Annotated in this window: 27 protein-coding genes; 14 read left to right on the top strand and 13 right to left on the bottom strand. The window is 69.8% G+C overall.

Annotation, left to right across the window (positions count from 1 at the left end; translation table 11 throughout):
- Position 1: 1 nt before the first annotated feature.
- A complete protein-coding gene (locus AB0H54_RS01625) occupies positions 2 to 685 on the bottom strand; it encodes a pentapeptide repeat-containing protein (RefSeq protein ID WP_357342050.1) in 684 nt (227 codons plus the stop codon).
- 160 nt (positions 686 to 845) lie between these two features.
- Between AB0H54_RS01625 and AB0H54_RS01620 the strand changes: the two genes are divergently transcribed.
- Positions 846 to 1,586 carry a glycoside hydrolase family 25 protein gene (locus tag AB0H54_RS01620; RefSeq protein ID WP_357342048.1) on the top strand — a complete coding sequence of 247 codons (741 nt, stop codon included), beginning with the start codon at positions 846 to 848 and terminating at the stop codon, positions 1,584 to 1,586.
- 5 nt (positions 1,587 to 1,591) lie between these two features.
- Here the strand turns inward: AB0H54_RS01620 and AB0H54_RS01615 are convergent, their stop codons facing one another.
- From AB0H54_RS01615 to AB0H54_RS01600, 4 genes are all read right to left on the bottom strand, one after another.
- Complete coding sequence (locus tag AB0H54_RS01615) at positions 1,592 to 2,023, bottom strand: AbfB domain-containing protein (protein WP_357342046.1); 432 nt, start codon at positions 2,021 to 2,023, stop codon at positions 1,592 to 1,594.
- 162 nt (positions 2,024 to 2,185) lie between these two features.
- Complete coding sequence (locus AB0H54_RS01610) at positions 2,186 to 4,252, bottom strand: PhoX family phosphatase (protein ID WP_357342045.1); 2,067 nt, start codon at positions 4,250 to 4,252, stop codon at positions 2,186 to 2,188.
- A gap of 133 nt (positions 4,253 to 4,385) precedes the next feature.
- Positions 4,386 to 5,186 (bottom strand): hypothetical protein, encoded by an 801-nt coding sequence (locus AB0H54_RS01605; protein ID WP_355275071.1) that lies wholly within the window; start codon positions 5,184 to 5,186, stop codon positions 4,386 to 4,388.
- Positions 5,187 to 5,227: 41 nt separating this feature from the next.
- The gene (locus AB0H54_RS01600) at positions 5,228 to 5,737 is read right to left on the bottom strand and encodes a lipoprotein LpqH (protein WP_357342042.1); all 510 of its coding nucleotides are present in this window, start codon (positions 5,735 to 5,737) and stop codon (positions 5,228 to 5,230) included.
- 131 nt (positions 5,738 to 5,868) lie between these two features.
- Between AB0H54_RS01600 and AB0H54_RS01595 the strand changes: the two genes are divergently transcribed.
- The 4 genes from AB0H54_RS01595 to AB0H54_RS01580 are packed head-to-tail and all read left to right on the top strand — an operon-like array spanning position 5,869 to position 11,105.
- Entirely contained in the window at positions 5,869 to 7,221 is a 1,353-nt protein-coding gene (locus AB0H54_RS01595) for a hypothetical protein (protein WP_357342041.1), read from the top strand.
- On the top strand, positions 7,221 to 8,300 hold the full coding sequence (locus AB0H54_RS01590) for a hypothetical protein (protein WP_357342040.1): 1,080 nt from the start codon (positions 7,221 to 7,223) through the stop codon (positions 8,298 to 8,300). The genes AB0H54_RS01595 and AB0H54_RS01590 overlap by 1 nt, the downstream gene beginning before the upstream one ends.
- Positions 8,301 to 8,349: 49 nt before the next feature.
- The gene (locus AB0H54_RS01585; RefSeq protein WP_357342039.1) at positions 8,350 to 9,864 is read left to right on the top strand and encodes a tetratricopeptide repeat protein; all 1,515 of its coding nucleotides are present in this window, start codon (positions 8,350 to 8,352) and stop codon (positions 9,862 to 9,864) included.
- On the top strand, positions 9,861 to 11,105 hold the full coding sequence (locus AB0H54_RS01580; protein WP_357342038.1) for a CHAT domain-containing protein: 1,245 nt from the start codon (positions 9,861 to 9,863) through the stop codon (positions 11,103 to 11,105). Before AB0H54_RS01585 ends, AB0H54_RS01580 begins: the two co-directional genes overlap by 4 nt.
- Before the next feature lie 4 nt (positions 11,106 to 11,109).
- Here the strand turns inward: AB0H54_RS01580 and AB0H54_RS01575 are convergent, their stop codons facing one another.
- The 5 genes from AB0H54_RS01575 to AB0H54_RS01555 form a co-directional block, all read right to left on the bottom strand.
- Positions 11,110 to 12,180, bottom strand: a complete 1,071-nt coding sequence (locus AB0H54_RS01575; RefSeq protein WP_357342037.1) for an alpha/beta hydrolase family protein — start codon at positions 12,178 to 12,180, stop codon at positions 11,110 to 11,112.
- 130 nt (positions 12,181 to 12,310) lie between these two features.
- Positions 12,311 to 12,607 (bottom strand): hypothetical protein, encoded by a 297-nt coding sequence (locus AB0H54_RS01570; protein WP_357342036.1) that lies wholly within the window; start codon positions 12,605 to 12,607, stop codon positions 12,311 to 12,313.
- A 95-nt stretch (positions 12,608 to 12,702) separates the two neighbouring features.
- Entirely contained in the window at positions 12,703 to 13,428 is a 726-nt protein-coding gene (locus AB0H54_RS01565; protein WP_357342034.1) for an amino acid ABC transporter ATP-binding protein, read from the bottom strand.
- Positions 13,425 to 15,215, bottom strand: coding sequence for an ABC transporter substrate-binding protein/permease (locus AB0H54_RS01560; protein ID WP_357342032.1), 1,791 nt, complete (start codon positions 15,213 to 15,215; stop codon positions 13,425 to 13,427). The genes AB0H54_RS01565 and AB0H54_RS01560 overlap by 4 nt, the downstream gene beginning before the upstream one ends.
- A gap of 71 nt (positions 15,216 to 15,286) precedes the next feature.
- Complete coding sequence (locus AB0H54_RS01555; protein WP_357342030.1) at positions 15,287 to 16,081, bottom strand: LLM class F420-dependent oxidoreductase; 795 nt, start codon at positions 16,079 to 16,081, stop codon at positions 15,287 to 15,289.
- Positions 16,082 to 16,226: 145 nt separating this feature from the next.
- On the opposite strand from AB0H54_RS01555, the gene ugpC reads away from it, so the two are divergent.
- Entirely contained in the window at positions 16,227 to 17,309 is a 1,083-nt protein-coding gene (ugpC, locus tag AB0H54_RS01550) for a sn-glycerol-3-phosphate ABC transporter ATP-binding protein UgpC (protein WP_357342028.1), read from the top strand.
- A gap of 144 nt (positions 17,310 to 17,453) precedes the next feature.
- Complete coding sequence (locus AB0H54_RS01545; RefSeq protein ID WP_357342026.1) at positions 17,454 to 18,101, top strand: NAD(P)-binding domain-containing protein; 648 nt, start codon at positions 17,454 to 17,456, stop codon at positions 18,099 to 18,101.
- Between the two features lie 27 nt (positions 18,102 to 18,128).
- Here the strand turns inward: AB0H54_RS01545 and AB0H54_RS01540 are convergent, their stop codons facing one another.
- Positions 18,129 to 18,665: a helix-turn-helix domain-containing protein gene (locus AB0H54_RS01540; protein WP_357342024.1), complete on the bottom strand. Its 537-nt coding sequence runs from the start codon at positions 18,663 to 18,665 to the stop codon at positions 18,129 to 18,131.
- A 93-nt stretch (positions 18,666 to 18,758) separates the two neighbouring features.
- Here AB0H54_RS01540 and AB0H54_RS01535 point away from each other — a divergent pair, with 93 nt between their 5' ends.
- From AB0H54_RS01535 to AB0H54_RS01515, 5 genes are all read left to right on the top strand, one after another.
- Entirely contained in the window at positions 18,759 to 19,928 is a 1,170-nt protein-coding gene (locus tag AB0H54_RS01535; protein WP_357342022.1) for a thiolase family protein, read from the top strand.
- A gap of 85 nt (positions 19,929 to 20,013) precedes the next feature.
- The gene (locus tag AB0H54_RS01530) at positions 20,014 to 20,976 is read left to right on the top strand and encodes an o-succinylbenzoate synthase (protein ID WP_357344150.1); all 963 of its coding nucleotides are present in this window, start codon (positions 20,014 to 20,016) and stop codon (positions 20,974 to 20,976) included.
- A gap of 81 nt (positions 20,977 to 21,057) precedes the next feature.
- Positions 21,058 to 21,579: a hypothetical protein gene (locus AB0H54_RS01525; protein ID WP_357342020.1), complete on the top strand. Its 522-nt coding sequence runs from the start codon at positions 21,058 to 21,060 to the stop codon at positions 21,577 to 21,579.
- 39 nt (positions 21,580 to 21,618) lie between these two features.
- A complete protein-coding gene (locus AB0H54_RS01520; RefSeq protein ID WP_355275105.1) occupies positions 21,619 to 22,050 on the top strand; it encodes a MarR family transcriptional regulator in 432 nt (143 codons plus the stop codon).
- Between the two features lie 8 nt (positions 22,051 to 22,058).
- On the top strand, positions 22,059 to 22,481 hold the full coding sequence (locus AB0H54_RS01515; protein ID WP_357342019.1) for an organic hydroperoxide resistance protein: 423 nt from the start codon (positions 22,059 to 22,061) through the stop codon (positions 22,479 to 22,481).
- Between the two features lie 166 nt (positions 22,482 to 22,647).
- Here the strand turns inward: AB0H54_RS01515 and AB0H54_RS01510 are convergent, their stop codons facing one another.
- Together AB0H54_RS01510 and AB0H54_RS01505 are read right to left on the bottom strand one after the other, a co-directional pair.
- The gene (locus AB0H54_RS01510) at positions 22,648 to 23,175 is read right to left on the bottom strand and encodes a TIGR04338 family metallohydrolase (RefSeq protein WP_357342018.1); all 528 of its coding nucleotides are present in this window, start codon (positions 23,173 to 23,175) and stop codon (positions 22,648 to 22,650) included.
- A gap of 75 nt (positions 23,176 to 23,250) precedes the next feature.
- On the bottom strand, positions 23,251 to 24,048 hold the full coding sequence (locus AB0H54_RS01505; protein ID WP_357344148.1) for a DUF2786 domain-containing protein: 798 nt from the start codon (positions 24,046 to 24,048) through the stop codon (positions 23,251 to 23,253).
- A 199-nt stretch (positions 24,049 to 24,247) separates the two neighbouring features.
- On the opposite strand from AB0H54_RS01505, the gene AB0H54_RS01500 reads away from it, so the two are divergent.
- Both AB0H54_RS01500 and AB0H54_RS01495 read left to right on the top strand, forming a co-directional pair.
- On the top strand, positions 24,248 to 25,525 hold the full coding sequence (locus AB0H54_RS01500; protein ID WP_357342017.1) for an ABC transporter substrate-binding protein: 1,278 nt from the start codon (positions 24,248 to 24,250) through the stop codon (positions 25,523 to 25,525).
- Between the two features lie 84 nt (positions 25,526 to 25,609).
- Positions 25,610 to 26,548: a sugar ABC transporter permease gene (locus AB0H54_RS01495; protein WP_357344146.1), complete on the top strand. Its 939-nt coding sequence runs from the start codon at positions 25,610 to 25,612 to the stop codon at positions 26,546 to 26,548.
- Positions 26,549 to 26,625 lie beyond the last annotated feature (77 nt).

Raw genomic sequence — 26,625 nt, 5'->3', positions numbered from 1 at the left:
CTCAGTACTCCCCGCCGACGGCCTGCGGTTCGACGGTGATGCCGAGCTCGCGGGCCAGGGTGGCGGCCAGTGATTCCAGGTCGCCGCCCTGGATGGTGGCCCCGCGCAGGGCGGTCAGGCCGTAGACGCCGGTCAGGTCGCACTCCTCGAACCGCAGGTGCTGCTGCGGCCTGGCGTCGCTGAACCTGGCGCCGGTGAGGTTGCAGCGCTCGAAGCGGACATTGCGGAACTCGGTGCGCTGGAAATCGGCCTGGCGCAAGTCGCAGTCGCGGAAAACGACGGTCCGCAAGCGGGATTCGGCGAACGAGGCCAGGTCGGCGCGGCTCGAATCGATGAGCACGTCGCGCAGCACACCCGCCGTCCAGGACAGGCCGGTGAGCCTGCCGCCCGCGATCTCGGTCTCGAACATCGAGGAGTCGTCGGCCTGCACATTGGCGAGATCGCAGACGCGCAGGGCGGATTCGCTGATGGTGGCCTGGCGCAGGGTGCTCGGGAAGCGGACGCTGTCGAACAGGCAGCCCTCGGCGGTGAAGCCGTAGACGTGGACCTCGGCGAAGTCGGCGCCGCGATACTCCACGTCGGCCGCGGTGCGATCGTCGGCCGGGTCGTCGGCCGGGGTCGCCTGCCGCAATCCGCCCGGGCTCGCCACCGCCGGCTCGAACCGCACCTCACGCTTGCGCGCCATCGCCCATCACTCCCGTCGTCGGATGTCGGCACCAAGATACGGGCACCCACCGACCGGTCCGGGCGGTCCAGGCCGCTGACCGGGTGCTCGGCCAACTATTCGACAACACCTCACCAGTAACACTGGTCCCACCCGCATCAATGACCTACGGTCGAGGGCCATGGACACCAAGCGCTGGAGTTCGACGGTTCGCCGCAATTGCACCGCGCTCTCGCTGGTCGCGCTGGCCGGGTTCGTGCCCGTGACCGCGCAGGCCGGGCCGAGCGGTCCCGATGTGTCGTCCTGGCAGCATGTGGACGGCCGGATGATCGACTGGCACGCGGTCCGCGCGGCCGGACACCAATTCGCCATGGTCAAGGCCACCGAGGGACTGCACTACGTCAATCCGTACTTCGTGCCGGACAGCCTGCTCATGCGCACGGCGGGCGTGGCCCGCGGCACCTACCATTTCGCCAGGCCGGAGCTGCCGCCCGAACCGCAGGCCGCGCTGTACGCGGCGACGGTCCTCGGTCAGAACGGCCCGCTCGACCTGCCGCCGGTGCTGGACCTGGAGACCTCGGGCGGCCTCCCGCCGGACGCCCTGATCGACTGGACCCAGCGCTACCTGAACACGGTCCAGGCCCTCACCGGCCGCGCCCCGATCATCTACACGTACCCGAACTTCTGGAAGACGGCGATGGCCGACACCAGCCTGTTCACCCGCTACCCCCTCTGGATCGCCGACTACCGCGGCGAGGCCGAACCCGAAGTCCCCGGCAACTGGCCCACCTGGACCTTCTGGCAGACCACCGACCGCGGCAGCATCCCCGGCATCGGCGGCGCCACCGACCTCAACCTCTACAACACCGCCCAGGGCGACTTCGCCCGCTTCGCCAACATGCCCAGCTTCGGCAGCAGCTGACTCGATCAGAGGTCGACTCGTTTGAAGGTGGCGTCGGCGGCGAGCTTGGGCGCCTTGTCGTCGACGAAGACGTGGAAGTTGCGGTGCCGGATGAAGTGGCCGGGGAAGTTGACCGATTCGTACGAGCGCCAACCCTGTTCCGGGTCACCGGAGAGTCCGTTGCGCCTGCGGAACGAGGAGTCGTTGCGGAACAGCTGGGACCCGTCGTCCGCGGTGAGCACGATGCGGAAGTCGCTGTGGCGCAGGAACTTGTCGGGAAAGTTCTTGGACCGGAAGCGGACGATCGAGAATCCGTCCCCATCCTTGCGCAGGAACTCCTCCTCCCAGGCGAAGTCGTCGGCGAAGCCGGGCGAGTTCAGCTCCATCAGCTCGCCTTCGAAGTTCTGATGACGGACGAAGAATTTCGGAAAGTTGAACGACTGCAGCCGAATCGCCATGGCCGAATCCTTTCGATGGAAGTGCGACGAATGCGGGATTCAGTGTCGGCGGCGAGTGCGGTCGGGGCGCGAGTAGGCGGCTACTCGAAACCAGCGCCCGGAGATGACGAAACCGCTACTCGCCCAGTCGAGTAGCGGTTTCGTCAGCGGGACGGGATTCGGCTAGACGCCGATGCGGCCGCCGTTCTTCTTCCACACGACCGCGACGGCGGGGCGGGGCTGGGCCGCGCCGCCGTCGGGCCAGTGCGACTGCGGGTTGTCGGGGGTGGCGTCGTCGGCCTCGCCCGGGTGCTGGACCGCGACGATGACGCGCTGCTCGGTGACGATCGGGCCGCAGGTCTCGGCGCCCCTGGGGACGGTGAGGAACTGCTTGGTCTCACCGCGATTGGGGCCGTCGAGGATCACCGAGAACAGGCCGTCGTTGGTCTTGAGGGCGTTGCCGTCGGTGGAGATCCACAGGTTGCCGTAGGGGTCGAAGGCCAGGTTGTCCGGGCAAGAGATCGGGCTGACCTTGGTCTTGTCGAAGCCGGCGAAGTAGGTGTCGGCGGCGGCCGGGTCACCACAGACCAGCAGCAGCGACCAGGTGAAGTCGGTGCCGGTGTGGTTGTCGGTGAGCTCGAGGACCTGGCCGTTCTTGTTCAGCTTGCGCGGGTTGGCCTCGTCGACGCCGGCCACCTTCTCGTCCTTGGCGCGGTTGTCGTTGTTGGTCAGCGCCACGTAGACCTTGCCGGTGAACGGGTTGGCCTCGAAGTCCTCGGGGCGGTCCATCTTGGTGGCGCCGACCTTGTCGGCGGCCAGGCGGGTGAACACCGCGACCTCGGCGGCGGACATGCCCTCGACGTGCGACTTGCCCTTGCCGTCGGCGCCGGTCTCCAGCAGCGGAATCCACTGGCCCTTGCCGGTGAAGCCCTTGTCGGAGGGGACGGTGCCGCTGCCGTCGATCTTGTCCGGGTGGTCGCCGGTGAGCTTGGCGACGTAGAGGGTGCCCGCGTCGAGGATGGTCAGGTTGTGCCGCATGGCCGAGGCGCCGGTGCCGGACTGGATCTTGCGCGAGGACACGAACTTGTACATGTAGTCGAACTTCTCGTCGTCGCCGGTGTAGGAGACGACATCACCCTTGTCGGTGACGTAGATCGACGCGCCCTCGTGCTTGAGCCGCCCCATCGCCGAGTGCTTGATCGGCGTCGAGGACGCGTCCCACGGGTTCACCTCGACGACGTAACCGAAGCGGTTGGCCTCGTTGGGTTCCTGACTCAGGTCGAACCGCTTGTCGGTGCGCTCCCACTGGTTGGGGGTGCCGCCCTTGGGGAAGCCGTAGCGCTTGACCCGGCCCTGCGGATCGGAAGCCTTGTCGCCGTTGGCGAAGTAGCCGTTGAAGTTCTCCTCGCCGGACAGCACGGTGCCCCACGGGGTCACGCCGCCCGCGCAGTTGGCGAAGGTGCCGAGCACCTTCGTGCCCGCCGGGTCGGCGCCGGTGACGGTGAACGCGCTGCCCGCGGCGGGGCCGGTCAGCGTGAACTCGGAGTCGGCGGTGATGCGGCGGTTGTACTTGCCGAAGACCGGGGTCAGCTTGCCGGTGCCGGGCTCGCCCTTGACCTCGACGACGGCCATGCCGTGCGCGGCCTTGGTGATCGCGATCTGCTCGTCGGTCGGGTTGGCCTTGTCGTAGCCGCGGAACATCATCGGGCCGGTGGTGTACTCGTGGTTGACCACGAGCAGGTAGCTGTTGGCCTGGCCCTCGATCGGCAGCAGCGCGGCGAAGTCGTTGTTGTAGCCGAACTGCTTGGCCTGTGCGGCCGCGGTCTGCTTGTCGAAGTCGAACGCGGGGGCGTCGGCGAAGATCGGGTCGCCCCAGCGGAGCACCACCTGCTGCTCGTAGCCGTCCGGGATGACCAGCGCGTCTTCCTTGTTCGGCGCGACGGCGGTGAACGCCGTTCCGGTGCCGGGGGTTCCGGCCGGGGTGGGCGCCGGGGTGACGGCGGCCTCGGAGGCGTCGTCGCCACAGGCGGCCAGCGCGCCCGCCGCACCGATGGCGAGCACGGCGGCGGCGCCGCCCTTGATCAGGCCGCGACGGTTCAGGCCACTGACGATGTCACCGAAGTAGGCGCCCTCGGACGTGTTGGGCGGCTCGTGGAAGCAAGCGTTGCCACACTTGTATTCACAGGTCAGGGCGGCGCGTGCCGACTGGCCGTCGTGCTTGACGAACAGGGCGAGCGGTTTCGGACTCACGGTGACTCCTGAGTAGGTCGGACTTCGCCGCACGGTAGGCAGTCCAGGCGAGCCAGCGGGAACGCGAAGATGAACACACGACCAAAACTCGGCGAGTGCTGTCCTCGCCGAGTTCGGGTGGGTTCGATTGTCATCAGGCGTTGACCGGCAGGGAGATCACCACCTCCTGCTCGTTGCCGGGCAGGTAGTGCACCTGCAGGATCCGGCCGACCTGCACGTGGCCGATCGCCGTCGGCGGCAGGAACTTCTCGGCGCTGGTCTGGAAGGTGCTGCCGTCCGGGCGGGTGACCACCAGCCCGAGGATGATCTCGGTGTAGCCGCCGCGGATCCGGCCGGGGACGTCGAGGCTGCGGACCACCGCCTGGGCGGCCAGGCCGCGCTCGGCGATGTCGAGCTTGCCGCGGGTGGTGATGCCCTTGCGGATGAGCGATTCGTTCATCGCCCGCTGCGCGGCGCCCGCGTCGCCGGAGCGGTCCACCTCGACCTTGTCGGTGCGGCCCGGCAGATACCGGACCGGCAGCACCACGCCGGGCTGCAGCAGCGCCAGCTCGGTGAGCGGCACGATCATCTTGGCGTGCGAGTCGAAGACCTTCCCGTCGGCGCCTTCCACCCGGAATTCGATTCGCACCTGCGGCTGATCGTTGACCGAGACGCCGGTCTGGCGGAACGCGGTGATGGTGCCGATGCCCACCTCGCCGTGCCGGAACTCGCCGCTGTTGCGGCCGGTGAAGGCCTCCATGATGCCGTCGCCGGTGAAGGCGAAGACCATCGGCACGATGGTCAGGGCGATGATCGGCAGCGCCATCTGCGGGCCGACCCAGCCGAGCATGCCGCCGGTGAACTCGTCGGGAGTGTAGGTGAGGCCGTAGTAGAGGTAGTAGCCGACGGACAGGACACCGAAGGCGACCGCGGCCGCGCGGAGCTTGGATTTCATGATTCCTCCTCGTGAAGTGATGCGACCGGGTCGCGAACGGATCAGGCGATGGTGGTGCAGGCGAAGGTGATGTCGAACTTCGCGGTGGTCGGGCCGGCCAGCGGGTTGGTCATGTCGGCGCTGACGCCCTCACCGGTGATGCGGAAGGTGTTGCCGTCCTTGGCGAGCTTGGCCGAGCCGCCGGGCTGGCCGTTGCCGTAGCCGACCGCGTAGGGCAGGCCGTTCGAGCCGCCCTGGGTGCCGCCGATGGCCACCGCCTGGACCGCGTCGCCCTCGACCGTGGCGCTGACCGACAGGTTGCCGTAGGTGGCGTTGGCCAGGTCGGTCAGCGACAGCGCCAGGACGCCGCCCTGCTTGGCGCAGATGGTGTCGAACTTGGCGGCGAATTCCTTGCCGTCGACGCTGGCGGTGGACTTGCCCGCGGCCGGGGCCGGGGCGGCCGAGCCGGTGCTCGACGGGGTGGAGCTGGTGCCGGAGTCGCTGCAGCCGGTGACGAACAGCGCGGTGGCGGCGGCGGAAGCGGCGAGGGCGGCGATCAGCTTGGTGTTCATGGTGTTTCCGTTCTCTCGGTTGATCGGGCCGTTGTCGTTGACCCGTTGAGAGAAAGGTAGAAATCCTCGCCGACCTACCGATCCCAACTTTTCCGGGCGCCACCCGCCGGAAATGTCGTTAACCTGGTCGAATGCGAAGACCCCGCGCCCTGGTGCTCGACGAGGTGTGGCGCGGGCTCGACGGTGTCGACGCCCTGAGCGGACCCCAGGGCGGCCCGCTGCGCCGCACCGTGAAGCTGATCCTCGATCCGCTGGTCATCCGGCCGGTGCAGCATCCGCTGTGTGCCGGGACCGTGCTCTCCGCCGACGGCGCCACCCTGCTGACCTCGCTTGTCCTGGCCCGATCCGACGTGCTGCGGGCCTGCGCGGACTGGTTCACCGTGCTCAAGCAGGTGCGCCGGGCGCTGCGGATCACCGAGGGCAACGCCCAGGACCTGTACTTCCAGCGCTGCTTCGAACTCGCGACCGTGCACGGCGCGCCCGGCCAGGACGCGCGGGCGCGGGCCGAGGCGATGCTGCGCGAGGTGCACGAGAGCACCGGCGGGCGCACCACGGCGGCCTTGAAAGACCATGTGACCGATCCGAATCGGCTGGTGGAGCTCACCGCGCTGGTCGAGGTCGCCTGGAACCGCCGGCCGCTGTCGGATTTCGGGGTGCGCGATCTGGCACCAGCGCTGACCGAACTGCTCGAGGCGAGCACCCTGGCCCGCGACGGCGATCCGGCCGACGCGGGCCCGTTGCTCGACGAGCTGATCGAGGACCAGGCGGGCACCCATCGCGGCATCGCGCTGTGGCGGGCGCATCCGGCGCACGGCGCCGACGACCTCGGACTGACCGTGCACACCTGTCCCCAGCGTCCCGACCTGGGCGCGTCGGCGTCGACCGCGAATCTCGGACTGCCGTTCGACCGGACGATCTACGAGCGGGTCTTCACGGTGCTCCAGGGCAGCGTCGACCGCACCGATCTGCCGGACATCCCGGAACTGGTGACCACGGAGATCTCGCGCGGCTGCTCCCCCTGGGCACTGCTGGACGAATCACTGCGGCTCGCGGCGGCGGTAGGTTGCGAACTGGCGCTCGGTCTCTCGCCGATCGGCACCGCCGACGGGGCGAACCCGAACCGCGCGGCGGCCACGGACCAGGGCGATCCCGCGACGTCGCGCGCGCACGACATCGTGAACAAGCGCTGGCGGCGGGAAGCGTACGTGCTGCAAGCGCGTCGGTACGCCGTGCACGGACCCGGCGCGACCGGCCCGCTGGCCACCGTCGCCGCCGAGCTGCGCACCCCGTGGCGACCGTATCTGCGCAGGTTGTGGGTCCGGCTGCACGGCCGCGACGTGCGGGAGATGCCGGTCTACGAACCCGGTGAGCTGTGGGATCTGCTCGACGGCGTCGCCCGGTCGGTGATCCTCGACCATCGCGCCCGGGTGAAACAGGCGCTGACCATCCTGGGTCGGCCCGTGGCGGAAGCGAGGGCGAGCTGATGACCGCGATCCGCGTCGCGCGCGCGGCGGAACTCGTGACCCTGCTGCCGCCGGGCGCTCCGACGGTGCTCGATGCCGCGCCCGCGCTGGATGTCCTCGTGCTCGAGGTGGCGGGCGGCCACCTGACCTGGAGCCTGCTCGCCGGGCCCGATCTGCCCGCCGCCGTCCTGGACGATCCGGACGCCGCCCAGGACTGGCTGTGGGCGGTCTACGGCGAGGAGGTCGCGCTCGCCGTCGCCGACGCGCACGAACGCCGCGCCGTCGTCGACCCGGCGCTCGCCACGAGCGTGCCAACGGCCGCGTCCCTCCGGCCGGACCTCGCCGCCGCGCTGCGGCGACTCGCCTACGCGCACTGGGCCTCTCGATGGTGGCCCGCGTCGACCGTCGACGGAATACCCGCGCTCGACCCGACGCTGCTGGCCGCCGATATCGACGAGCTCACCGAGGCGTGCGATATGGCCCTCGACATCGAGCCGCCGACGCCACTCGACCGCCCGGCCGGATTCGGAGTGCTCGACCGTCTGTCGGCATCGGATTACGCCGACGCCGGGCCGCGACCGGAGTCCGCCCGCGCGGACGATTACGCGCTCGCCGCCGGCGGCCCCGGCAGCACCGGCGGCCTCGTGTTCGCGCGCGGCAGCGGTGAATGCGACTGGCGCCGGTGCCCGCCGGGCATCGTCGACGCGGGTGGCGGCGCGGTTTCCTGGCAGGCCGTGCGGGCGGAGGGAGTGTCGACGGTGCAGGTCAGCGTGGTCGCGGCGCCCGGTGGCCCGCGCGAGGTGCCCGCGCATCTGCGCCCACATGCCGGTATCACGGCCGGTATCGAGGTCGCCGAGGTGGCGTTGCGACGCCAGGGCGACGCCTGGGTCGGCACGGCGCGAGTCGGCGAGTTCGTCGGCAGCGAACTGGCCGTCGACGTCTTCGTGCCCGGTGTCGGACCGGCTGGCCCGCAACCGGACGAGACGCCTGCGCGCGGACTGATCCGGGATTTCGCCCGGCAGCGACTGGCGGGATCGTCGACCGGCGAACCCCTGCTCGGCGCCGAAACCGCGGCCGCCGCGGATGATTCGGACTTCTGATGCGCACAGCCGAACTCGACGACCGTCCCCGACCGAGGCGAGGTAGCAGATGGCAGCCGTAGGGAAGACCTCCGACAAGGACGACGCCCAGCTCACCGAGGGATACGCGGCGTATCAGCGCGGCGATCTGGTCGGCGCGCTGGCGATCTTCGAGCGGGTCGCCGATGGCGCGGCGCCCCGGCTGCGCAGTGCGGCGCTGATCAATGCCGCGAGCATGGCCGACGAGATCGGCGAGCATCGACGCTCGGTCGAGCTGTTCCGGACCGCGCTGGCCGTGCTGCCGGAGGACGCGGCGCACCAGCGACCCGCCGCCCTGGTCAACCTCTCGCAGGCGCTCCAGCACCTCGGTGAACTCGACGCCGCGCAGCAGGCGCTGGAAGAAGCGCGCGAACTGCTCGCCGGCACCACCGATCAGGGCATGGTCCGGGTGGCCTGCCTGCTCTCGCTGACCGCGGTGGCGCTGCATCGCCAGCAGTGGGCGCACGCCGCCGAGCTGGCCAACGAATCACTCGGCGTCACCGAGCGTTTCGCGCCCGAACTGGCGGGTCATCCGCTGATGAACCTGGCCGCGAGCTCGTTCGAGACCGGCAGGCACGAGATGGCCTTCGACTTCGCCCGCCAGGCGATGACCGCCTTCGCCGCCACCGGCGATCGGGCGGCGGTCGCGGAGGCGTCGCAGAACCTGGCGATCATGCTGGTCCGGGCGGGCCGCTACGACGAGGCCGAGGAGCCGCTGCGGTCCAGCCAGGCGTTCTTCGAAGGCGCCGAGCTGGGGCACTGGTCCGGAATCGGCTACAAGACACTGGGTTTCCTCGCCGAGGGCCGCGGTGACTACGACGCAGCGCGGGCCGGTTACCTGCGCGCGCTGGAGCGTTTCGACAGCACCGGCGCGGTCATCGACGCCGCCGACGTCCGCTTGCGGCTGGCCACCACCCTGTTCGCCCTCGGCGACCCGGCGGGCTGCGAGGAACTGCTGGCCGCGGCCTTCGCCGAGTACTCGGCGCACGCCCTCGGCCTGCACTGCGCCCAGCTCGACTACTGGCACGCGGAACTGCTGCACACCGCGCTAGAGCATGCCGCGCAACCGGATCCGGCCCTGGTCGCGCGGGGCGTCGGGCTCGCGGTGCCCGCCGCGCTGGCGATCGACGCGGTGCGCCACACCCTGCCCAACGGCAATCAACGCGAGCACTGGCATCGCGCCGTGGCCGAACCGGCCATGCGGCTCGCGTTCCGCTTCGCGGTGCTGTCCGGGGACGGGCAGCTGGTCAGCGATCTGATCGATACCCAGTGCGCGGGAACGGGTCTCGACCCGGCCGCGTTCGACGACGCGCTCACGCCGACGCTCGGTTTCGAGCTGCTCGACGCACCCGACGAGGAGACCGTCGCCGCCCCCGCGCTCCAGCTCGGCACCGCGCTCGCCGAGGTCGCCGCGGCCGCCGGCATTCCCGTCGCACCCCCGCCGAGACTGTCCGATCACGGTCGAATCGTGCTGTCGGACTTCATCTCCTACGCCGAGCGGCGTTACGCGCGACCGGTGCGCGACGACCGGGTGATCGCGCTATGAGCGCCCCCACCGCCCTGATCAGGATGGCCGACGCGGGCGATGTCTACGTGTCGTGGCGCTGGCACGACGACACCGCCGCGCGCGGCGTCGGGATCCTGCCCAGGGATCAGGTCCGCGAGGTGCTGGAACTGCTGGCCGACGCGGTCCCCGATCCCGGGCGGCCCGACGAGCTGCGACGGGTGATGACCGAGGGCGCGCTGGCCGACCCCGACGCGGAAAAGGAACTGGCCCAAGCTCTTTCCCGGGCTCTGCTGCCGTATGGGCTCGCCGTGCAGCTCTACGAGCTGTCCCAGCGCGGCATCCGGCCGCACCTGCGGATCCAGCCGTCCCCGCGCCTCGCGCAGGTGCCGTGGGAGATCATCGCGCCCGATCCCGAGCTCCGGCTGCTCGATATCGCCGATGTCAGTCTGCTCGCGCCCGCCTCGGTGGTGCACGCGCCGGAGCGGGTCGTGCACCGCTGGGCCGACACCGCCGAGCTACCGGTCGTCGCGGTGCTCGATCCACGGGTACCCGGCTATCGGGCCGATTCCGAGCTGGGCTCCGTCCTCGGCAGGCCGAGCGCGGAAACCCTGGTCGCCCGGCATTTCGGCCGCTACGACGGCAGGCTCCTGCCGCACGCGGGCGATCCGGTCGACCTGTTCCGCCGCACCGACACCGACCGCGAGTGGCTGTCCACGGTGCTGCGGGCAGGCGCGAGCCGACTCGTCTACGTCGGCCACGTCACCGCGCCGCCGCCGGAGTCCGGGGAGAGCGAGCACGCCGAACTCCACCTGAGCTGCACCGCCGAGGCCCGCGGCCTGGCGACCCCGACCCGCACCCATCGCCCGCTCTCGGCCAAGGACCTGCTGCTCGGCACGCACACCATCGACCCCGTGCCGACGGCCGGCCGCGAACTGTGGCCGATGCCGAGCCGGGTCGCCCTCATCGCCTGCGAAAGCGGTGGTGACCTGCGCTTCACCGAGGCGCTCGGGCTCACCACCGCCGCGCTGTCGGCCGGGGCGGAGCTGGTCACCGCGACCCGCTGGCCGCTCCCCACCGACCACGCCTTCCACACCCTCACCAGCGCGACGGGCCACCCGCTGCAGGCCGCCATCTGCGCCGTTGACACCGCCCACGATTCGTCCACACCCATCCCCACGCTGCTGACCTGGCAGCGCGCACAGCTGGCCGCGTGGCGTGCCGACCCGGCACCCGAGAACTGCCCGCTGCTGTGGGCGGCCTTCGCCACCGTGACGGACTGAGCGCCTATTCGGGCAGGCCGAGCCCCGCGGCGAGCACCGGCCACGACCGGTGGAAGGCGTCGCGCCAGTAGCCCCACGAGTGGGTTCCGGCAGCCTGGCGGTCGAAGGTGGCCGGAATGCCCAGCTCGCCGAGCTTGGCCTCGAGGTTGCGGGTGCACCAGTTGACCGCGGCCTCGATGACCCCGCCGACGATGAGCTGGTTCGCCAGGCCGACCGGCGTCGGGTTCATCATGTACGGGTCGTCGATACTGTCGTGCGGGCCGGGCAGACCGGACGAGTCGGAGACGAACAGCCTTGTCCCACGCAGCTTCTCGGCATGCAGGACCGGATCGTTGGCGGCCCAGGCCGGGTCGTCGTCGGCGCCGTACATATTGCGCACGTCGCCGCCGCCGTAGGTCTCCACCACCAGCTTGGTGAACTGCTGACCGATCGGATCGGCGATCTGCGCGCACCCGCTGTACCCGGCGACGGACTGGTAGAAGCCCGGCCTGGCCTCCGCGAGCTGGAGCACGGCGGTGGCGGTCATCGAGTTGGCGGCGATGGCGTTGACGCCGTTGGTCCCCAGGGCCTGGTCGACCAGCGGCGGCAGCTCGTCGAGCAGGAAGGTGCGCCACTTGTTGCGGCCCAGCGTCGGATCGTCGCGCTGCCAGTCGGTGTAGTACGCCCAGGCGCCACCGATCGGCATCACCACATTGACGTCCTTGGTGGCGAGGAAATCGCCGACGTCGGTGTTCTGCCACCAGGTCGCCCGGTCCTCGCCGCCCCCCGCGCCGTTGAGCAGGTAGAGCACCGGTCGCGGCTGCGAGGCGTCCTTCGGGCGCTGCACCTTGATCGTGACGGCCTTGTTCATCGCGGCCGAGAAGACCAGCATGCTCAGATCGCGCTCGCCGATCCGGCTGGAGACGATGTGCGAGCCGTCCGCGGTGGTCGGCGTCGCGAGCAGCTTCTTCGACTCGACGATCGGGTCGCCGCCGCCCTCGGCCAGGCCGGTGCCGACGCCGAGGACGGCGGCGCAGACCGCCAGCACGCTCGCGGCGGTCCCCAAAGCCAGTGCGCGCCTGATTGTTCTGACCATCCGCCGAGCTCTCCCCAGAAAAACTTGAATCGGCAGACATTCAGCTGACCGCCAGGACACCGAACAGTATCCGGCGCAGGATCGGCCGTCGAGCCGACAGTATTACGGGCGCGCGAGCGCGCTCAGCGGATCAGTGGTCGTCGTAGTGGCCGTTGTGCGCCGCGTGCCGGTGGCCGTCGTGGATGTAGTCGACATGGTCGCCGTGCGGCACCGCGACATGCCCGCAACCGGGGCCGTGCACGTGGTCGTGGGCGGAATGCTCGACATGCGCCGAGGTCTCGCACTCGTCGAAATGGCCTTCGTGTTCGCGATGCAGGTGGCCGTCGTGGACGTAGTCGACGTGGTCACCGTGCGGGACCGCGACATGCCCGCAGGTGGGGCCGTGGACGTGGGTGTGTTCTGGATGCTCGACATGTGCCGTTGTCATCGGTGCTCTCCCTGTACTCGTACTGGTCGATTCACACTGGAACACCTCTGACATTAACAGTTGCGCATTCGTTGCTGTAATCGCGTTAGAGCTGGTCAGAGGACCTGATCGAGGAAGCGGCGCAGGCGCGGGGTCTCCGCGTTGTCGAAGACGGCGTCGGGGGTGCCGGTCTCCACGACGACGCCCCGATCCATGAACACGACGCTGTCGGAGACGCTGCGGGCGAAGCCCATCTCGTGCGTCACCACGATCATCGACATGCCGCCCGAGGCGAGGTCTGCCATCAGCGCGAGCACCCCCTTCACCAGCTCCGGGTCCAGTGCCGAGGTGGCCTCGTCGAAGAACATGAGCTCCGGCTTCATCGCCAGCGCGCGGGCGATGGCGACGCGCTGCTGCTGACCGCCCGACAGCGACGCGGGCCGGGCGTCGGCCTTGTCCGCCAGCCCGACGATCTCGAGCTGTTCCAGCGCCAGTGCCCGCGCCTGCTCGGCGGACAGCCCGCGCAGCTTGCGCGGGCCGAGCGCGATATTGTCGGCCACCGTCTTGTGCGGGAACAAGTTGAAATGCTGGAACACCATGCCGATGCGCTGGCGCAGCTTGTCGGGATCGTCGCGCAGCACCGATTTGCCGTCGAGCAGCACGTCGCCGGAATCGGGTTCGTGCAGGCGGTTGAGCACCCGCAGCAGGGTCGACTTGCCCGAGCCGGACGGGCCGATGACGGTCGTCGCGTGGCCCGCCTCGACGTGGATGTCGACCCCGCGCAGGATGTGGTTGTTGCCCAGCGTCAGGTTGAGGCCGGTACCGGTCAGGGAGGCACTCATGCTCCGCGTCCTTCCGTGATGACGGCCTGCTCGATCGGGTCGGCGGGCGTCGGTCTGCCGGTGCGCATCCGCCCGTCGATGTAGTTCACCAGGTGGGTGAGCGGGATGGTCAGCACGAGATACATCAGACCGGCCGCGACCAGCGGGGACAGGTTGCCGGTCTGGGCGTTGAGGTCGCGGCCGACGGCGAACAGCTCACGCTGGGAGGCGAGCAACCCGAGGAAGTAGATCAGCGACGAATCCTTGATCAGCGCGATGAACTGGTTCATCAGCGCGGGCAGCACCCGCCGCACGCCCTGCGGGATCACCACCAGCGTCATCGCCTGCCGGTAGCCGAAGCCGATGGCACGGGCGGCCTCGAGCTGTCCCGGCTCCACCGACTGGATGCCGGAGCGGAAGATCTCGCCGATATAGGCGGCCGCGAGCAGCGCCAGCGCGATCGCGCCGAGCCAGTACGGGTTGCCGCCGGTGATGCCGCGGACGACGGGCCCGATGCCGAGGCCGATCAGCAGGATGATCACGACGGCGGGCAGGCCGCGGAAGATGTCGGTGTAGACGCGGGCGGGCCAGCGCAGCCAGCGGGTGCGCGAGATGCCCATCACCGCCAGGATCATGCCGAGCACCGTGCCGAGCACACCCGAGACCAGCGCCAGGATCAGCGTGTTCGGCAGACCGGTCTTGATCAGGTCGGGAAAGGCCTTGCGGTACAGGGACCAGTCGAAGAACGTGTCCTTCAGTTGCTCGAGGGTCGACTTCTGCTGCGCCTGCTCGGCCTGCCCCGGCTCCCGCTCCGCGGCGATGGCGGCGAAGTCCGGAAGTTGCGGGGCCGGCGCGGCTTTGGAGCCGGGCTTCCAGCCGGGCGGCAGTTCGCGCGGCACCCAGTCCTCGTAGAGGCGGGCGTAGGTGCCGTCGGCGATCACCGCGTCGAGCCCGGAGTTCAGCGCGTCGATCAGCGGCTGGTTGGTCTTGGCGACGGCGTAGCCGACGAAGTTGTCCAGGCTGAAGGTGTTCTCCGAGACCACGATTCCGTCGCCGGGCTCGATCGCCCCCTCGGCCTGCGCCGACGGGGCGACCCAGGCGTCGACCTGGCCGGACTTCAGATTCGCGTACGCGGTGTTGTAGTCGGGGAACTTCACCGGGTCCAGCTTCAGCTGGTTCACCACGAACTCGTCCTGCACGGTGCCCTGCACGACCGCGATCCTGGTGCCACTGTTCAGGTCGCCGAAGCCCTTGATGGCACTGTTCTGCGGCACGACCAGCGAGAAGTAGCCGAAGTCGTAGCCGTTGGTGAAGCCGACCAACTCGCGCCTGGCGTCGGTGGTGGTGATGTTGGACGAGCCGACATCGAAGCGCTTGCCCGAGACCTGCGCGAGCAGCCCGGCGAATTCGGTGCCTGCGAACTCGACCCGCAGCCCGAGCTTCGCGCCGATCGCCTTCAGCAGTTCGTTGTCGAATCCGGTGAAGGTGCCCTGGCTGTTCACGCAGATGCTCGGCGGCGCGTCCGACAGGGTGCCGACGCTGAGCGTTCCGGGATTCAGCAGGCCGAGCTTGCCGGTGTCGATTGACTCGACCGGCGCGGTGGTCGCGGTGGTGTAGCGATCGGTGCCCGCCGTCGCCGAGGAGGCGAGGTTGGTCGGCGCGGCCGTGGCCGCGCTCGCGCCGGGCGGGGAACACAGATCACGCGTCGCCGTGTCAGCGCCGTCGCCGCAGCCGGTCGCGGTCACGCCGACGAGCAGTAACAACGCGGCTATCCGCGCCCGGGTTCGCACAGCACGCACACCTGCCATGGCGATAAACCCTAGCCGCAACCTTGCACGGCGAGGGTTACGCGCACCCCGCGTCGGGACGGATCAGCAGGTCAGGCGAGGCCTTCCAGGAGTTCGGGGTTCACATCGTCGCGCCATTCGATGGCCTTGCGCACAGTGCTCAGGTCGTAGTCGGGGCCGGAGACGCCGACGGTGAACAGCGTGACACCGGCGGCGTGCAACGCGTCAGCTTGCTCGCGGCCCTGCCACTGCACCGACCGCTCGATCCGGTCGGCGTCGGCGCCGATGTCGGCGGCGTGCTCGGCGAGGACCTTGTTCTTGTGCGCCAGCGTCGCCACGTCGACGAAGGAGTGCCAGATGTCGGCGTACTCGGCGACCAGCCGCAGCGTCTTGCGCTCGCCGCCACCGCCGATCAGGATCGGGATGTCGCGGACCGGCGCCGGATTCAGCTTCTTCAGCCGGGCGTCGATGCGGGCGAGGCTGTCCTTCAACAGGTTCAGCCGGGTGCCCGGGGTCCCGAAGTCGTAGCCGTACTCGTCGTAGTCGCGCTGGAACCAGCCCGCGCCGATCCCGAGGATCAGCCTGCCGCCGCTGATCTGGTCGACCGTGCGGGCCATGTCCGCGAGCAGATCGGGATTGCGGTACCCGCCACCGGTGACCAGCGCGCCGAGTTCGACCCGCTCGGTCTGCTCGGCCCACGCGCCGAGCATGGTCCAGCATTCGAAATGCGCGCCGGCGGGATCACCGGTCAGCGGGAAGAAATGGTCCCAGTTGAAGACGATGTCCACGCCCGCGTCCTCCGCGCGCAGCACCGCGTCGCGGATGAGCGCGTACTCGGGCGCATGCTGCGGCTGAAGCTGGACTCCGATACGGACCGGACGACTCATACCGTGCTCCTCGGCACTCGGGTGGGCTCCGCGCCCGAGGCTACCCGGAAATACCGAACCGGTCCGGGCGGGCCGCTACGATCCCTGCGACCCTGTACTCGGATCGTCCGGCACGTTCCTGCCGGGATGGGATGTTGAACCACGCATGGCTACTGTCACCTTCGACCGCGCCACCAGGCTCTACGCCGGTGCGACCACGCCGGCCGTCGACGCACTCGACCTGGAGATCGCCGACGGCGAATTCCTGGTCCTCGTCGGCCCGTCCGGCTGCGGCAAGTCCACCTCGCTGCGGATGCTGGCCGGCCTCGAGGAGGTCAACGGCGGCCGCATCCTGATCGGCGACAACGACGTCACCAACGCCGAACCCAAGGATCGCGACATCGCGATGGTGTTCCAGAACTACGCGCTCTACCCGCACATGTCGGTCGCGGAGAACATGGGCTTCGCGCTGAAGCTGGCCAAGGTGTCCAAGGCCGAGCGCGACGAGCGGGTGCTGGCCGCGGCCAAGCTGCTCGACCTCGAGCAGTACCTGGACCGCAAGCCCAAGGCGCTGTCCGGTGGTCAGCGTCAGCGGGTGGCGATGGGCCGCGCGATCGTGCGCCAGCCGCAGGTCTTCCTGATGGACGAGCCGCTGTCGAACCTCGACGCCAAGCTGCGCGTGCAGACCCGCACCCAGATCGCCCAGCTGCAGCGCAGGCTGGGCACCACCACCGTCTACGTCACCCACGACCAGGTCGAGGCGATGACGATGGGCGACCGCGTCGCCGTGCTCAAGGACGGCCTGCTGCAGCAGTGCGCGTCGCCGCGCGACCTGTACCGCGATCCGGCGAACATGTTCGTCGCCGGGTTCATGGGCTCGCCCGCGATGAACCTGTTCACGCTGCCCGTCGCCGACGGCACGGTCACCATCGGCGGCTACCCGGTGCGGGTGCCGCGCGCGGTGGCCGACGCGGGTGAGGGCGAGGTCGTGCTCGGCATCCGGCCCGAGCATCTCGAGGTGGGCAACGGCGGGCTGCGGATGGAGGTCGACGTGGTCGAGGAGCTCGGCTCCGACGCCTACGTCTACGGTCGCGCGGTCTCCGACGGGGCAAGCGGGCAGACCGGGGAAACCATTGTCGCGCGGGTGGATTGGCGTAAGCCGCCGGCCAAGGGCGAGCTGCTCCAGCTGGTCGCCGATCCCGAGCACGTGTACTTCTTCAGCGCCGCGGACGGTCGTCGCCTGCGCTGAGCGTGACCGGGCGGGCGGCTGCCGCCGCTCGCCCGCCACACCCGATTCAGCTCTGCGCGTAGTCGCTCGGCGGGTGCCCTCACCTGGACCTATGCTGTTCGGGCCCGGTGCTCGCCGGGCTACTCGACAGACGAGGTAGCGGACATGCGCGTAGCAGTACTCGGGACAGGGCAGGTCGGCCGTCGGCTGGCGAGCAAGCTGGTCGAGGTCGGGCACACGGTGACGATGGGTTCGCGCACGGCCGACAATGCCGACGCCACGGCCTGGGCGGCCGAAACCGGCGGCGCCCACGGCACTTTCGCCGACGCGGCGGCCGAGGCCGAACTGATCGTCAACGCCACCTCCGGCACCGTCTCACTGGCCGCGCTCACGGCGGCGGGGGCCGACAACCTGCGCGGCAAGGTCGTGGTCGACGTGTCCAACCCACTCGACTTCTCCCAGGGCTTCCCGCCGAAACTCGTTGTGCCCGAAGAGGGCAGCGTCGCCGAGTCGCTCCAGGCCGCCTTCCCCGACGCCTTCGTGGTGAAGACACTCAACACCACCAACAACCAGGTGATGGTCGACCCGGGCCGGATCCCCGGCAAGCACAGCATCTTCCTCAGCGGTGACGACGCCGCCGCCAAGAAGACAGTCACCGAACTGCTGCTCGCGTTCGGCTGGGCACCGGATCAGCTCATCGACCTGGGCCCGCTGCACACCGCCCGCAGCACCGAGCCGATGGTGCTGCTCTGGGTGAGCCTGTTCCAGGCCCTCGGCACCGAGGACGTGAACATCGGCGTCTTCACCGCCTGACCGAACGGCGGCGGCCACCGACCGCCGTCAGGGCGTGGCGTCCCTGTTCTTCGCGCGCTCGGCGTCGCGGTAGCGGAGGTAGTCGGGGTTGACGCGGACGGCCAGTTGTTCGAGGGGGACCTCGGTGCCGTCCGCGCTGCGGAGTTCGGCGCGGACGGGTTCGCCCGTGGTGACGTCGACGCGATGCAGGGGTGCCGGGCCCGGCTGGAGGTAGGTGTCGCCCCACTGCCACAGGGCGACGACCGCCGGGAGCAGGTCGCGGCCCATCGGGGTGAGCACGTACTCGTTCCGGGTGCGCTTGCCTTCTTCCTGGTAGGGGCGCTTTTCGAGCAGGCCCGCCGTGGTGAGTTTGCGCAGCTGGCTCGCGGCGGCGGCGTCGGTGATGCCGACGCGGCGGGCGAAGCCGTCGAAGCGGGTGGTGCCGTAGTACGCCTCGCGCAGGATGAGCACCGCCGAGCGGGTGCCGATCAGGTCCATGGCCCGCGCGATCGAACAGCCCTCGGTACCCCACTTGCTCAGATCGGCCAGTGGCCCTTCCATCACGGCTGCCATGACCGACATCATACCCATATCTGACTTGAGGAGATGATAGCTAGGGCCTACTCTGGCTATTGTTTGATAGAGCCAGCGTTGGCTCACCGTCGAAAGAGGACTCCCATGCGAGACGCGGTCATCGTCGAAGCGGTACGCACCCCCATCGGGCGGGGCAAGCCGAACGGCGCACTCCACGACGTCCATCCCGTCGACCTGCTGGCGCACAGCCTGCGCGCGGTGGTCGACCGCAGCGGCATCGATCCGGCCCTGATCGACGATGTCATCGGCGGCATCGTCACCCAGGTCGGGGAACAGGGTTCGAACATGACCCGGCGGGCCGCCCTCGCCGCCGGGTATCCCGAGTCGGTGGCGGCCACCACCGTCGACCGGCAGTGCGGCAGCAGTCAGCAGGCCATCCACTTCGCCGCCCAGGGTGTGATCGCGGGCGCGTACGACATCGTCGTGGCGGCAGGCGTGGAGTCCATGGGCCGGGTTCCCATGGGCGCCAATCTGATCGGGGCCACCGACCTGTCCGGCGTCGCCTTCGCCGAGCGCTACCCGGACGGGCTGGTGCCCCAGGGGATCAGCGCCGAACTGATCGCCGCCAAGTGGGGGCTGACCCGCACCCAGCTCGACGAGTTCGCGCTCGGCAGCCACGAGAAGGCCGCCCGCTCGACCAAGGACGGACTCTTCGCCGCCGAGCTGGCGCCGCTGCACGGGCTCGACACCGACGAGGGCATCCGGGTGGGCTCCACCCTGGAGACCCTGGGCAAGCTGAAGCCCGCCTACTACGACCCGGCCATGGCGGCGCGCTTCCCGCAGATCGGCTGGGAGATCACGGCGGCCTCGGCCAGCCAGGTCAGCGACGGCAGCGCCGCGGTGCTGATCATGTCCGGCGAACGCGCCGCCGAGCTGGGCCTGCGCCCACTGGCCCGGCTGCACAGCTTCGCCGTCGCCGGCGACGATCCGCTGCTCATGCTCACCGCCGTCATCCCCGCCACCGAGAAGGTGCTGCGGCGGTCCGGCCTGACCCTCGACGACATCGACCTGATCGAGATCAACGAGGCCTTCTCCCCGGTCGTCCTGGCCTGGGCCCAGGAAACCGGCGCCGACCTGAGCAGGGTGAACGTCAACGGCGGCGCCATCGCCCTCGGCCACCCCCTCGGCGCCTCCGGCGCCCGCCTCACCACCACCCTCGTCCACGCCCTGCACCAGCGCGGCGCCCGCTACGGCCTCCAGACGATGTGCGAAGCAGGCGGCCTCGCCAACGCCACCATCATCGAACGCCTCTGAACCCCCGCCCGTGTCGGCGCGCCCGACGCCGACACGGGCACGGGCGGGACTACCCGGGTTCTACGATCGGGGCGTGGGCGCCGAGATGTTCGTTTATGCGATTCCGCTGCGTACGCGGTTTCGGGGGATCACTGTGCGGGAGGGGATGTTGATTCGGGGGGAGTTGGGGTGGGGGGAGTTCTGTCCGTTTCCGGAGTATGGGGATCGGGAGGCGGTGGGGTGGTTGGCTACCGCGGTCGAGCAGGCGATGGTGGGGTGGCCCGCGCCGGTGCGGGAGCGGGTGCCGGTGAATTGCACGGTGCCCGCCGTCGATGGGGAGCGGGCCGGGCGGATCGTGCGGGAGTCGGGGTGTGCGACAGCGAAAGTGAAGGTCGCCGATCATCCCGGGTCGTTGGCGGAGGATATGGTGCGGGTCGCCGCCGTGCGGGAGGCGATCGGGGCCGACGGGGCGATTCGGGTGGACGCCAACGCGGTGTGGGATGTGGATACCGCGGTGCGGCATATCGGTGAGATCGACCGGGCCGCTGGTGGATTGGAGTATGTCGAGCAGCCGTGCCGGACGGTCGAGGAATTGGCCGAGGTGCGGCGGCGGGTGGCGGTGCCGATCGCGGCGGACGAGTCGATCCGGCGGGCCGAGGATCCGCTGCGCGTCGCGGTGGCCGGGGCCGCCGATGTCGCCGTGCTGAAGTGCACTCCGCTGGGCGGCGTTCGGCGGGCGCTGGCCGTCGCCGACGCGGCGGGACTGCCGACGGTGGTGTCGTCGGCCCTGGAGACGAGCGTCGGACTGGCCGCCCAGATCGCCCTGGCGGGCGCCCTGCCGCAGCTCGAGTTCGCCTGCGGGTTGGGGACCATCGCCCTGTTCGAGGGCGACCTCGTTGCCGAATCGCTCCGGCCGGTGAACGGCTGGCTGACCGTCCCGGCCACCGCACCGGAACCCGACCCGGCCCTGCTCGACAAGTACCGGCACCCCGACCCGGACCGCACGGCCTGGTGGCTGGACCGGTACGCACGCGTCAGCGCGCTACTCGACGCACCCGAAGCCGAGTAGTCGACTACCCGCGACCCGCCCGCCCGTCGGCGGCAGGCTCGGAGCGTGATCACCCTGCACGCGACACCGTGGAGGCGAGCGGTGGACGACGACGATCGAGGGACCGAGCTGCGCGCCCGGCTGTGGAACGACCCGGCGCCCGGCCGGGAGCCCGACGACCGCGCCTATGACAGCGCCGTGCTCGAGCAGTACCGGCTCTACGTGGAGATGGCCGACCGCGTGAGCGCGCGGCGCGGCCTGGCGAACTCGTTCTTCCTGACGCTCAATACCGGCATCTTCACCCTGGTCACCGTGTTCGGGAAGTCACCGCCCCCGGATACCGCGAGGTGGCTGGTGATCCCGTTGATCGCGGTGCTCGGGCAGTGTTTCGCCTGGTTCTACCTGGTGCGCAGCTATCGCTTGCTGAACGCCGCGAAGTATCAGGTGGTGGGGGCGCTGGAGGAACGGTTGCCCGCGTCGCCGTTCTGGAAGGGCGAGTGGTGGGCGCTCGGGGAGGGGCGGGATCGGGCGCGGTATTGGCCGCTGTCGCATATCGAGCAGTGGGTACCGGTGCTGTTCGGGGTGGCGTACGTCTCGGGGTTCCTCGCCGTCGCCTTCCACTGAATGGTTGTGCACAACTTAATTGTGGGCTACATTGTTGACATGACCGACGGACTCACCCTCGACGAGCAGCTCTGCTTCCCGCTGTACGCCGCTTCGCGGGCGATGACGGCGGTCTACCGGCCGAAGCTGGAACGGCTCGGGCTCACCTATCCGCAGTACCTGGTGATGCTCGCGCTCTGGGAGCGCGACGGGCGCAGCGTCGGCGAGCTCGGCAAGACGCTCGAACTGGACTCGGGAACGCTGTCTCCGCTGCTCAAGCGGCTGGAGGCGACCGGGTTCGTCGAGCGTCGCCGAGCGGCCGACGATGAACGTCGCGTCGACATCGTGCTCACCGACCACGGCCGGAACCTGCGCGCCGAGGCGTGCCGGATCCCGGTCGAGATGGCCCAGATCGCGGGACTGTCCACCGACGAGGTCACCGCACTGCGCGGACTACTCCGCAAACTCACCGACACCCTCACAGAGAAATGAGAGCTCCCATGCAGGTCCTCTACACCGCCGAAGCCCTGGCCAGCGGCGAAGGCCGCTCCGGCACCGCGCGCAGCACCGACGGCAAGCTCGACGTCGTGCTCGCGCCGCCGAAGGAGATGGGCGGCGACGGCGCGGGCACCAACCCCGAGCAGCTGTTCGCGGCCGGTTACGCCGCGTGCTTCCACTCGGCACTGCGTCTGGTCGGCAAGAAGGCGGGCGCGAACGTCGCCGATTCCGCGGTCGGCGCGCAGGTGTCGATCGGCCCGAACGACAACGGCGGTTTCGGGCTGGCCGTGACGCTCGAGATCACGCTGCCGCACCTGTCCCGCGAGGAGGCACAGGCGCTGGCCGAGCAGGCCCACCAGGTCTGCCCGTACTCCAACGCGACGCGCGGCAATATCGAGGTCGACCTGCGGGTCGCCGAGGACTGATCAACCCTCCCCGAATCCCGCTGGTGCCGTGGCACCGGCGGGATTCGCCATGTCTGCGCAGCAACACGCCCACCGCGCACCGGGACGCCCACGTATCGGCGGCCGTGCGGCAGGCGGCCTATGGACGGACCGGCGGTCGCGAAACGCAACGGCGGCGAGCCAGATCTCAGCCGAAGCGAACCCCACAGCCCGCGAACGTCGCGCGGACCAGCAGGGCCGCCTCGGGACCGATGACACCCTCGACCAATTCGACGTAGCGAGAGCAGAATTCGGGGCCGTGCGGCGCCTCCCCCTCGCTGGGCGCGAGATGGTGCGCGAGTTCGTGCAGCACCACCAGCTCCCGCAGGGCCCACGCCGTCGCTCCCGTGTGCAACGGCACGGCCAGCACCGCGTCGGCGGGTTCGTAGTGGGCGGCCGACGCACCGGACCGCGCGCGGACCCGCACCGGCACCGCCGCCCTGTCCCACTGCGCGCGGACCCAATTCAGCGTCAGCACCTTGTCCGCGTACGACTGCACCGACTCGACCGAGGCGAATCGCCGCTCGACCGGCAGCGTGAGCTGCGACCCGTAAACCTCGACCGTACGGTGCCCGAACTCCTGCGCGCGATCGAACACACCCCGGACCAGCTGCTCGGCGTCGTAGACCTTGGCCCGCTGGGTATCCCGGCGACGGCCGGGATCAGGCGATGCCACCGCGCCCGTTCCGGACGTTCGGACCGATCGCGGCGACGCTGCCCCGTCCCGGCGAACGACCGAGCAGGTGCGCTCTCATCGGCCGAGTTTCGCCCGGGCGGCGGGCAGTTCGGGTGCGGTGCCCAGTCTCGCCGCGCGCCCGGCGCGGTCGCCTGCCCGGCGAGCGGCGGCCGAGTGCCCGGTCGACGTCTGCGGTCCGCGCCAGGTGCCCCGTGCGTCCGAGGTGGCCGTATAGAAGTCGGTGAGGGCTAGTTCCTTGTCGCGCAGGGCCAGCGCGGTGCCGGTCGACGCGGCCGGGGCCTGCTCGGCGACGACCTCGGCCTTCACCTCGGCCAGGCGGGCGCCGACCCGGGCGGCGAAGGCCATCTGGAAGTTCAGCCGCGCGGTGACGCCGGCCACCGGCGCCTCCACCTTGCGGCGGACGGTGCGCCCGAAGCGCTTCTCGGCGACGATCTTGATCACCGTCGCCTCCCGGTAGGCGCCGGACTTGATGTAGTGATCGGACGCGCGCACCATCTGGATCAGCAGGCTCGCGTACAGCGCCTCACAGGTGTCGATATCGGCCGCGAAACCGTAGGCGTAGACCTGCGCGGAGCTGCGGGCGACATCACAGCGCACATCGTTGGCGGCGGCGATCGCGACGAACAGCTGGACGTAGGTGCGCAGCCCTTTTCGCCCCGGTTCACCGATCGGGATGATCCGCTGCACCGGCGTGGACCTGCGCTCCCGGTCGGCGACGTGCGATCGCGCCACCGCCAGGTCGATCGAGGATTTGGTGGCCAGCCGCTGGGCCGCGGCCAGGAACGCCTCGGCCTCGTGTTCGTTGTCGGTGGCCTCGGCCTTGCGCAGCAAACCCCCGATGCGCGAGAGCATCCGGTCGGGCGTCGACGGCGATGGACTGGTCACCCCGTCGAGGGTAGGGCACCGCAGGCGACTGTGATCCGTTCGCGAACTGACTGGAAAGTATGTGATTGGACAGGACGATCGGACGTGACACCCACCCACCATGTATGTTGACCCGTGCACCGCACGGGTGTGCTGCTGCTCACGTCTCGACCCTGGAGTGTCTGCGATGGCCTTGAAGTTTGTCCCCAGAGCGACGATGGCTGCTGCCTCGATTGCGTTGCTTACCGCATCGTTCGCCAGTGCCTGCTCGAGTGACAACGGCGGCAACGCGCTCGACCAGAACCTGACCGGCCGCGGCCCGATCACCTACGTCGAGGGTAAGGACACCACCGAGACCGGTGTGGTCAAGCAGCTCATCGACCGCTGGAACGCCGCGCACCCGAACGAGCAGGTGACGTTCAAGGAGCAGTCGGCCGACGCCAACCAGCAGCACGACGACCTCGCCGAGCACTTCCGCGCCAAGCAGGACGGCTACGACGTCGTCGCCCTCGATGTGCCGTGGACCGCGGAATTCGCCGCGAAGGGCTGGATCCAGCCGCTCAAGGACACCTTCGCGATCGACACCGCGCCGCTGCTCGCGCCGACCGTCGCCAGCGCCACCTACAACGGCACCCTGTACGCGGCCCCGCGCAACACCAACGGCGGCCTGCTGTACTACCGCAAGGACCTGGTGCCCAACGCGCCGCGGACCTGGACCGAGATGCTCGGCCAGTGCCAGGTGGCCCGCGACAACAACATCGGCTGCTACGCCGGTCAGCTCGCCCCCTACGAGGGCCTGACGGTGAACACCTCCGAGGTCATCAACGCCTTCGGCGGCAGCTTCGTCGGCGCCGACGGCAAGACCCCCACCGTGAACAGCCCGGAGTCGAAGGCGGGCCTGAAGGTCCTCGTCGACGCCTACAAGAGCGGTGACATCCCCAAGGAAGCCATCACCTTCAAGGAGGGCGAGAGCGCCAGCGCGTTCGAGTCCGGCAAGCTGCTGTTCCTGCGCAACTGGCCGTACCTGTACGCCCAGGCCAACGCCGACACCTCCTCGGTGAAGGACAAGTTCGGCGTGGCCCCGCTGCCAGGCAACACCGGCGTCGGCGCGTCCACCCTCGGTGGCTACAACGCCGCGATCAGCGCGTTCTCCAAGAACAAGGCCACCGCTGCCGATTTCGTGCGCTACCTGATCAGCGAAGAGGCGCAGCAGATCATCGCCTCGGGCGCGCTGCCGTCCGTGCGCGCCTCGCTCTACGACGACCCGGCCCTGATCGCGAAGATGCCGTACCTGCCGGCGCTGAAGGAATCCATCGCCAGCGCCGTGCCGCGCCCGGTCACCCCGTTCTATCCGGCGGTGTCGAAGGCCATCCAGGACAACGCCTATGCTGCCCTGAACGGCACGAAGTCCGTCGACGACGCTGTCGCCGGCATGCAAAAGGGCATCGAGACCGCCGGTTCGTAGCGGAGCGCGCAGCGGACCCGACCAGACCGTAGGAGAGTAGAAACGGTGTCGGATCCTTCGGGAGCCAAGCAGCGCGGGCTAGCGCTGGAACTGCGACAATCCGGCAAGGCGTGGCTGTTCGTCACGCCCGTGCTCGTCGCGCTGGCCGTGGTCATCGGGTATCCGGTGGTCCAGGCGATCATCATGTCCTTCCAGAAGGACTCCGGGATCGACCCGGCCACCGGCATGTTCGTCGAGGGCGGCGGCGCCGGGCTGAGCAACTACACGCACTGGCTGCTGCAGCAGTGCAACACGCTCAGCGGCACCGTCGCCTGCCCGACCGGCACGCTCGGCTCCCAGTTCTGGTCGGCGGTCGGGGTCACCCTGTTCTTCACGGTGGTGACCGTGACGCTGGAAATGGTGCTCGGCCTCGGCATGGCCGTGGTGATGGGCAAGACCTTCCGCGGCCGGGCCCTGCTGCGCGCCGCCGTGCTGATCCCGTGGGCCATCCCCACCGCCGTCACCGCGCGGCTGTGGGAGTTCATGTTCCAGTACGACGGCGTGGTGAACCGGGTGCTCGGCACCCACATCCTGTGGACCTCCGACGTCTGGGCGTCGCGGTTCGCGGTCATCATCGCCGACGTGTGGAAGACGACCCCGTTCATGGCGCTGCTGATTCTGGCGGGCCTGCAGGTCATTCCGGCCGACGTGTACGAGGCCGCCAAGGTCGACGGCGCGTCGGCGTGGCAGCGGTTCGTGCACATCACGCTGCCGCTGCTCAAGCCCGCGCTGCTGGTCGCGGTGCTGTTCCGCACCATGGACGCGCTGCGCATGTACGACCTGCCCGCGATCATGACGCTGGGCAACCCCGCGACGAACACCCTGTCGATCCTGGTGGTCGAGCAGGTGCGCCAAGGTCCCAACAGCGCCGCCGCGCTCTCGACGATCACCTTCCTGCTCGTCTTCGCTATCGCGTTCGTGCTGGTGAAGGTGCTGGGCGCCAACGCCGTTCGCACGCAGGAAGAACAGCGGAAGGCGAACTGATGAGCATCTCGATGACGAAAGAGGCGCCCGTCGAGCGCGCGGAAGCGCCCGTGCAGCCGGTGTCGTTGCGCCAGCGG

It is taken from the genome of Nocardia sp. NPDC050718 (genome assembly GCF_040654235.1).
Classification (GTDB): Bacteria; Actinomycetota; Actinomycetes; order Mycobacteriales; family Mycobacteriaceae; genus Nocardia.
Note: the sequence above shows the minus strand (reverse complement) of the source record. Positions and strands in the feature narration are given on the sequence as shown.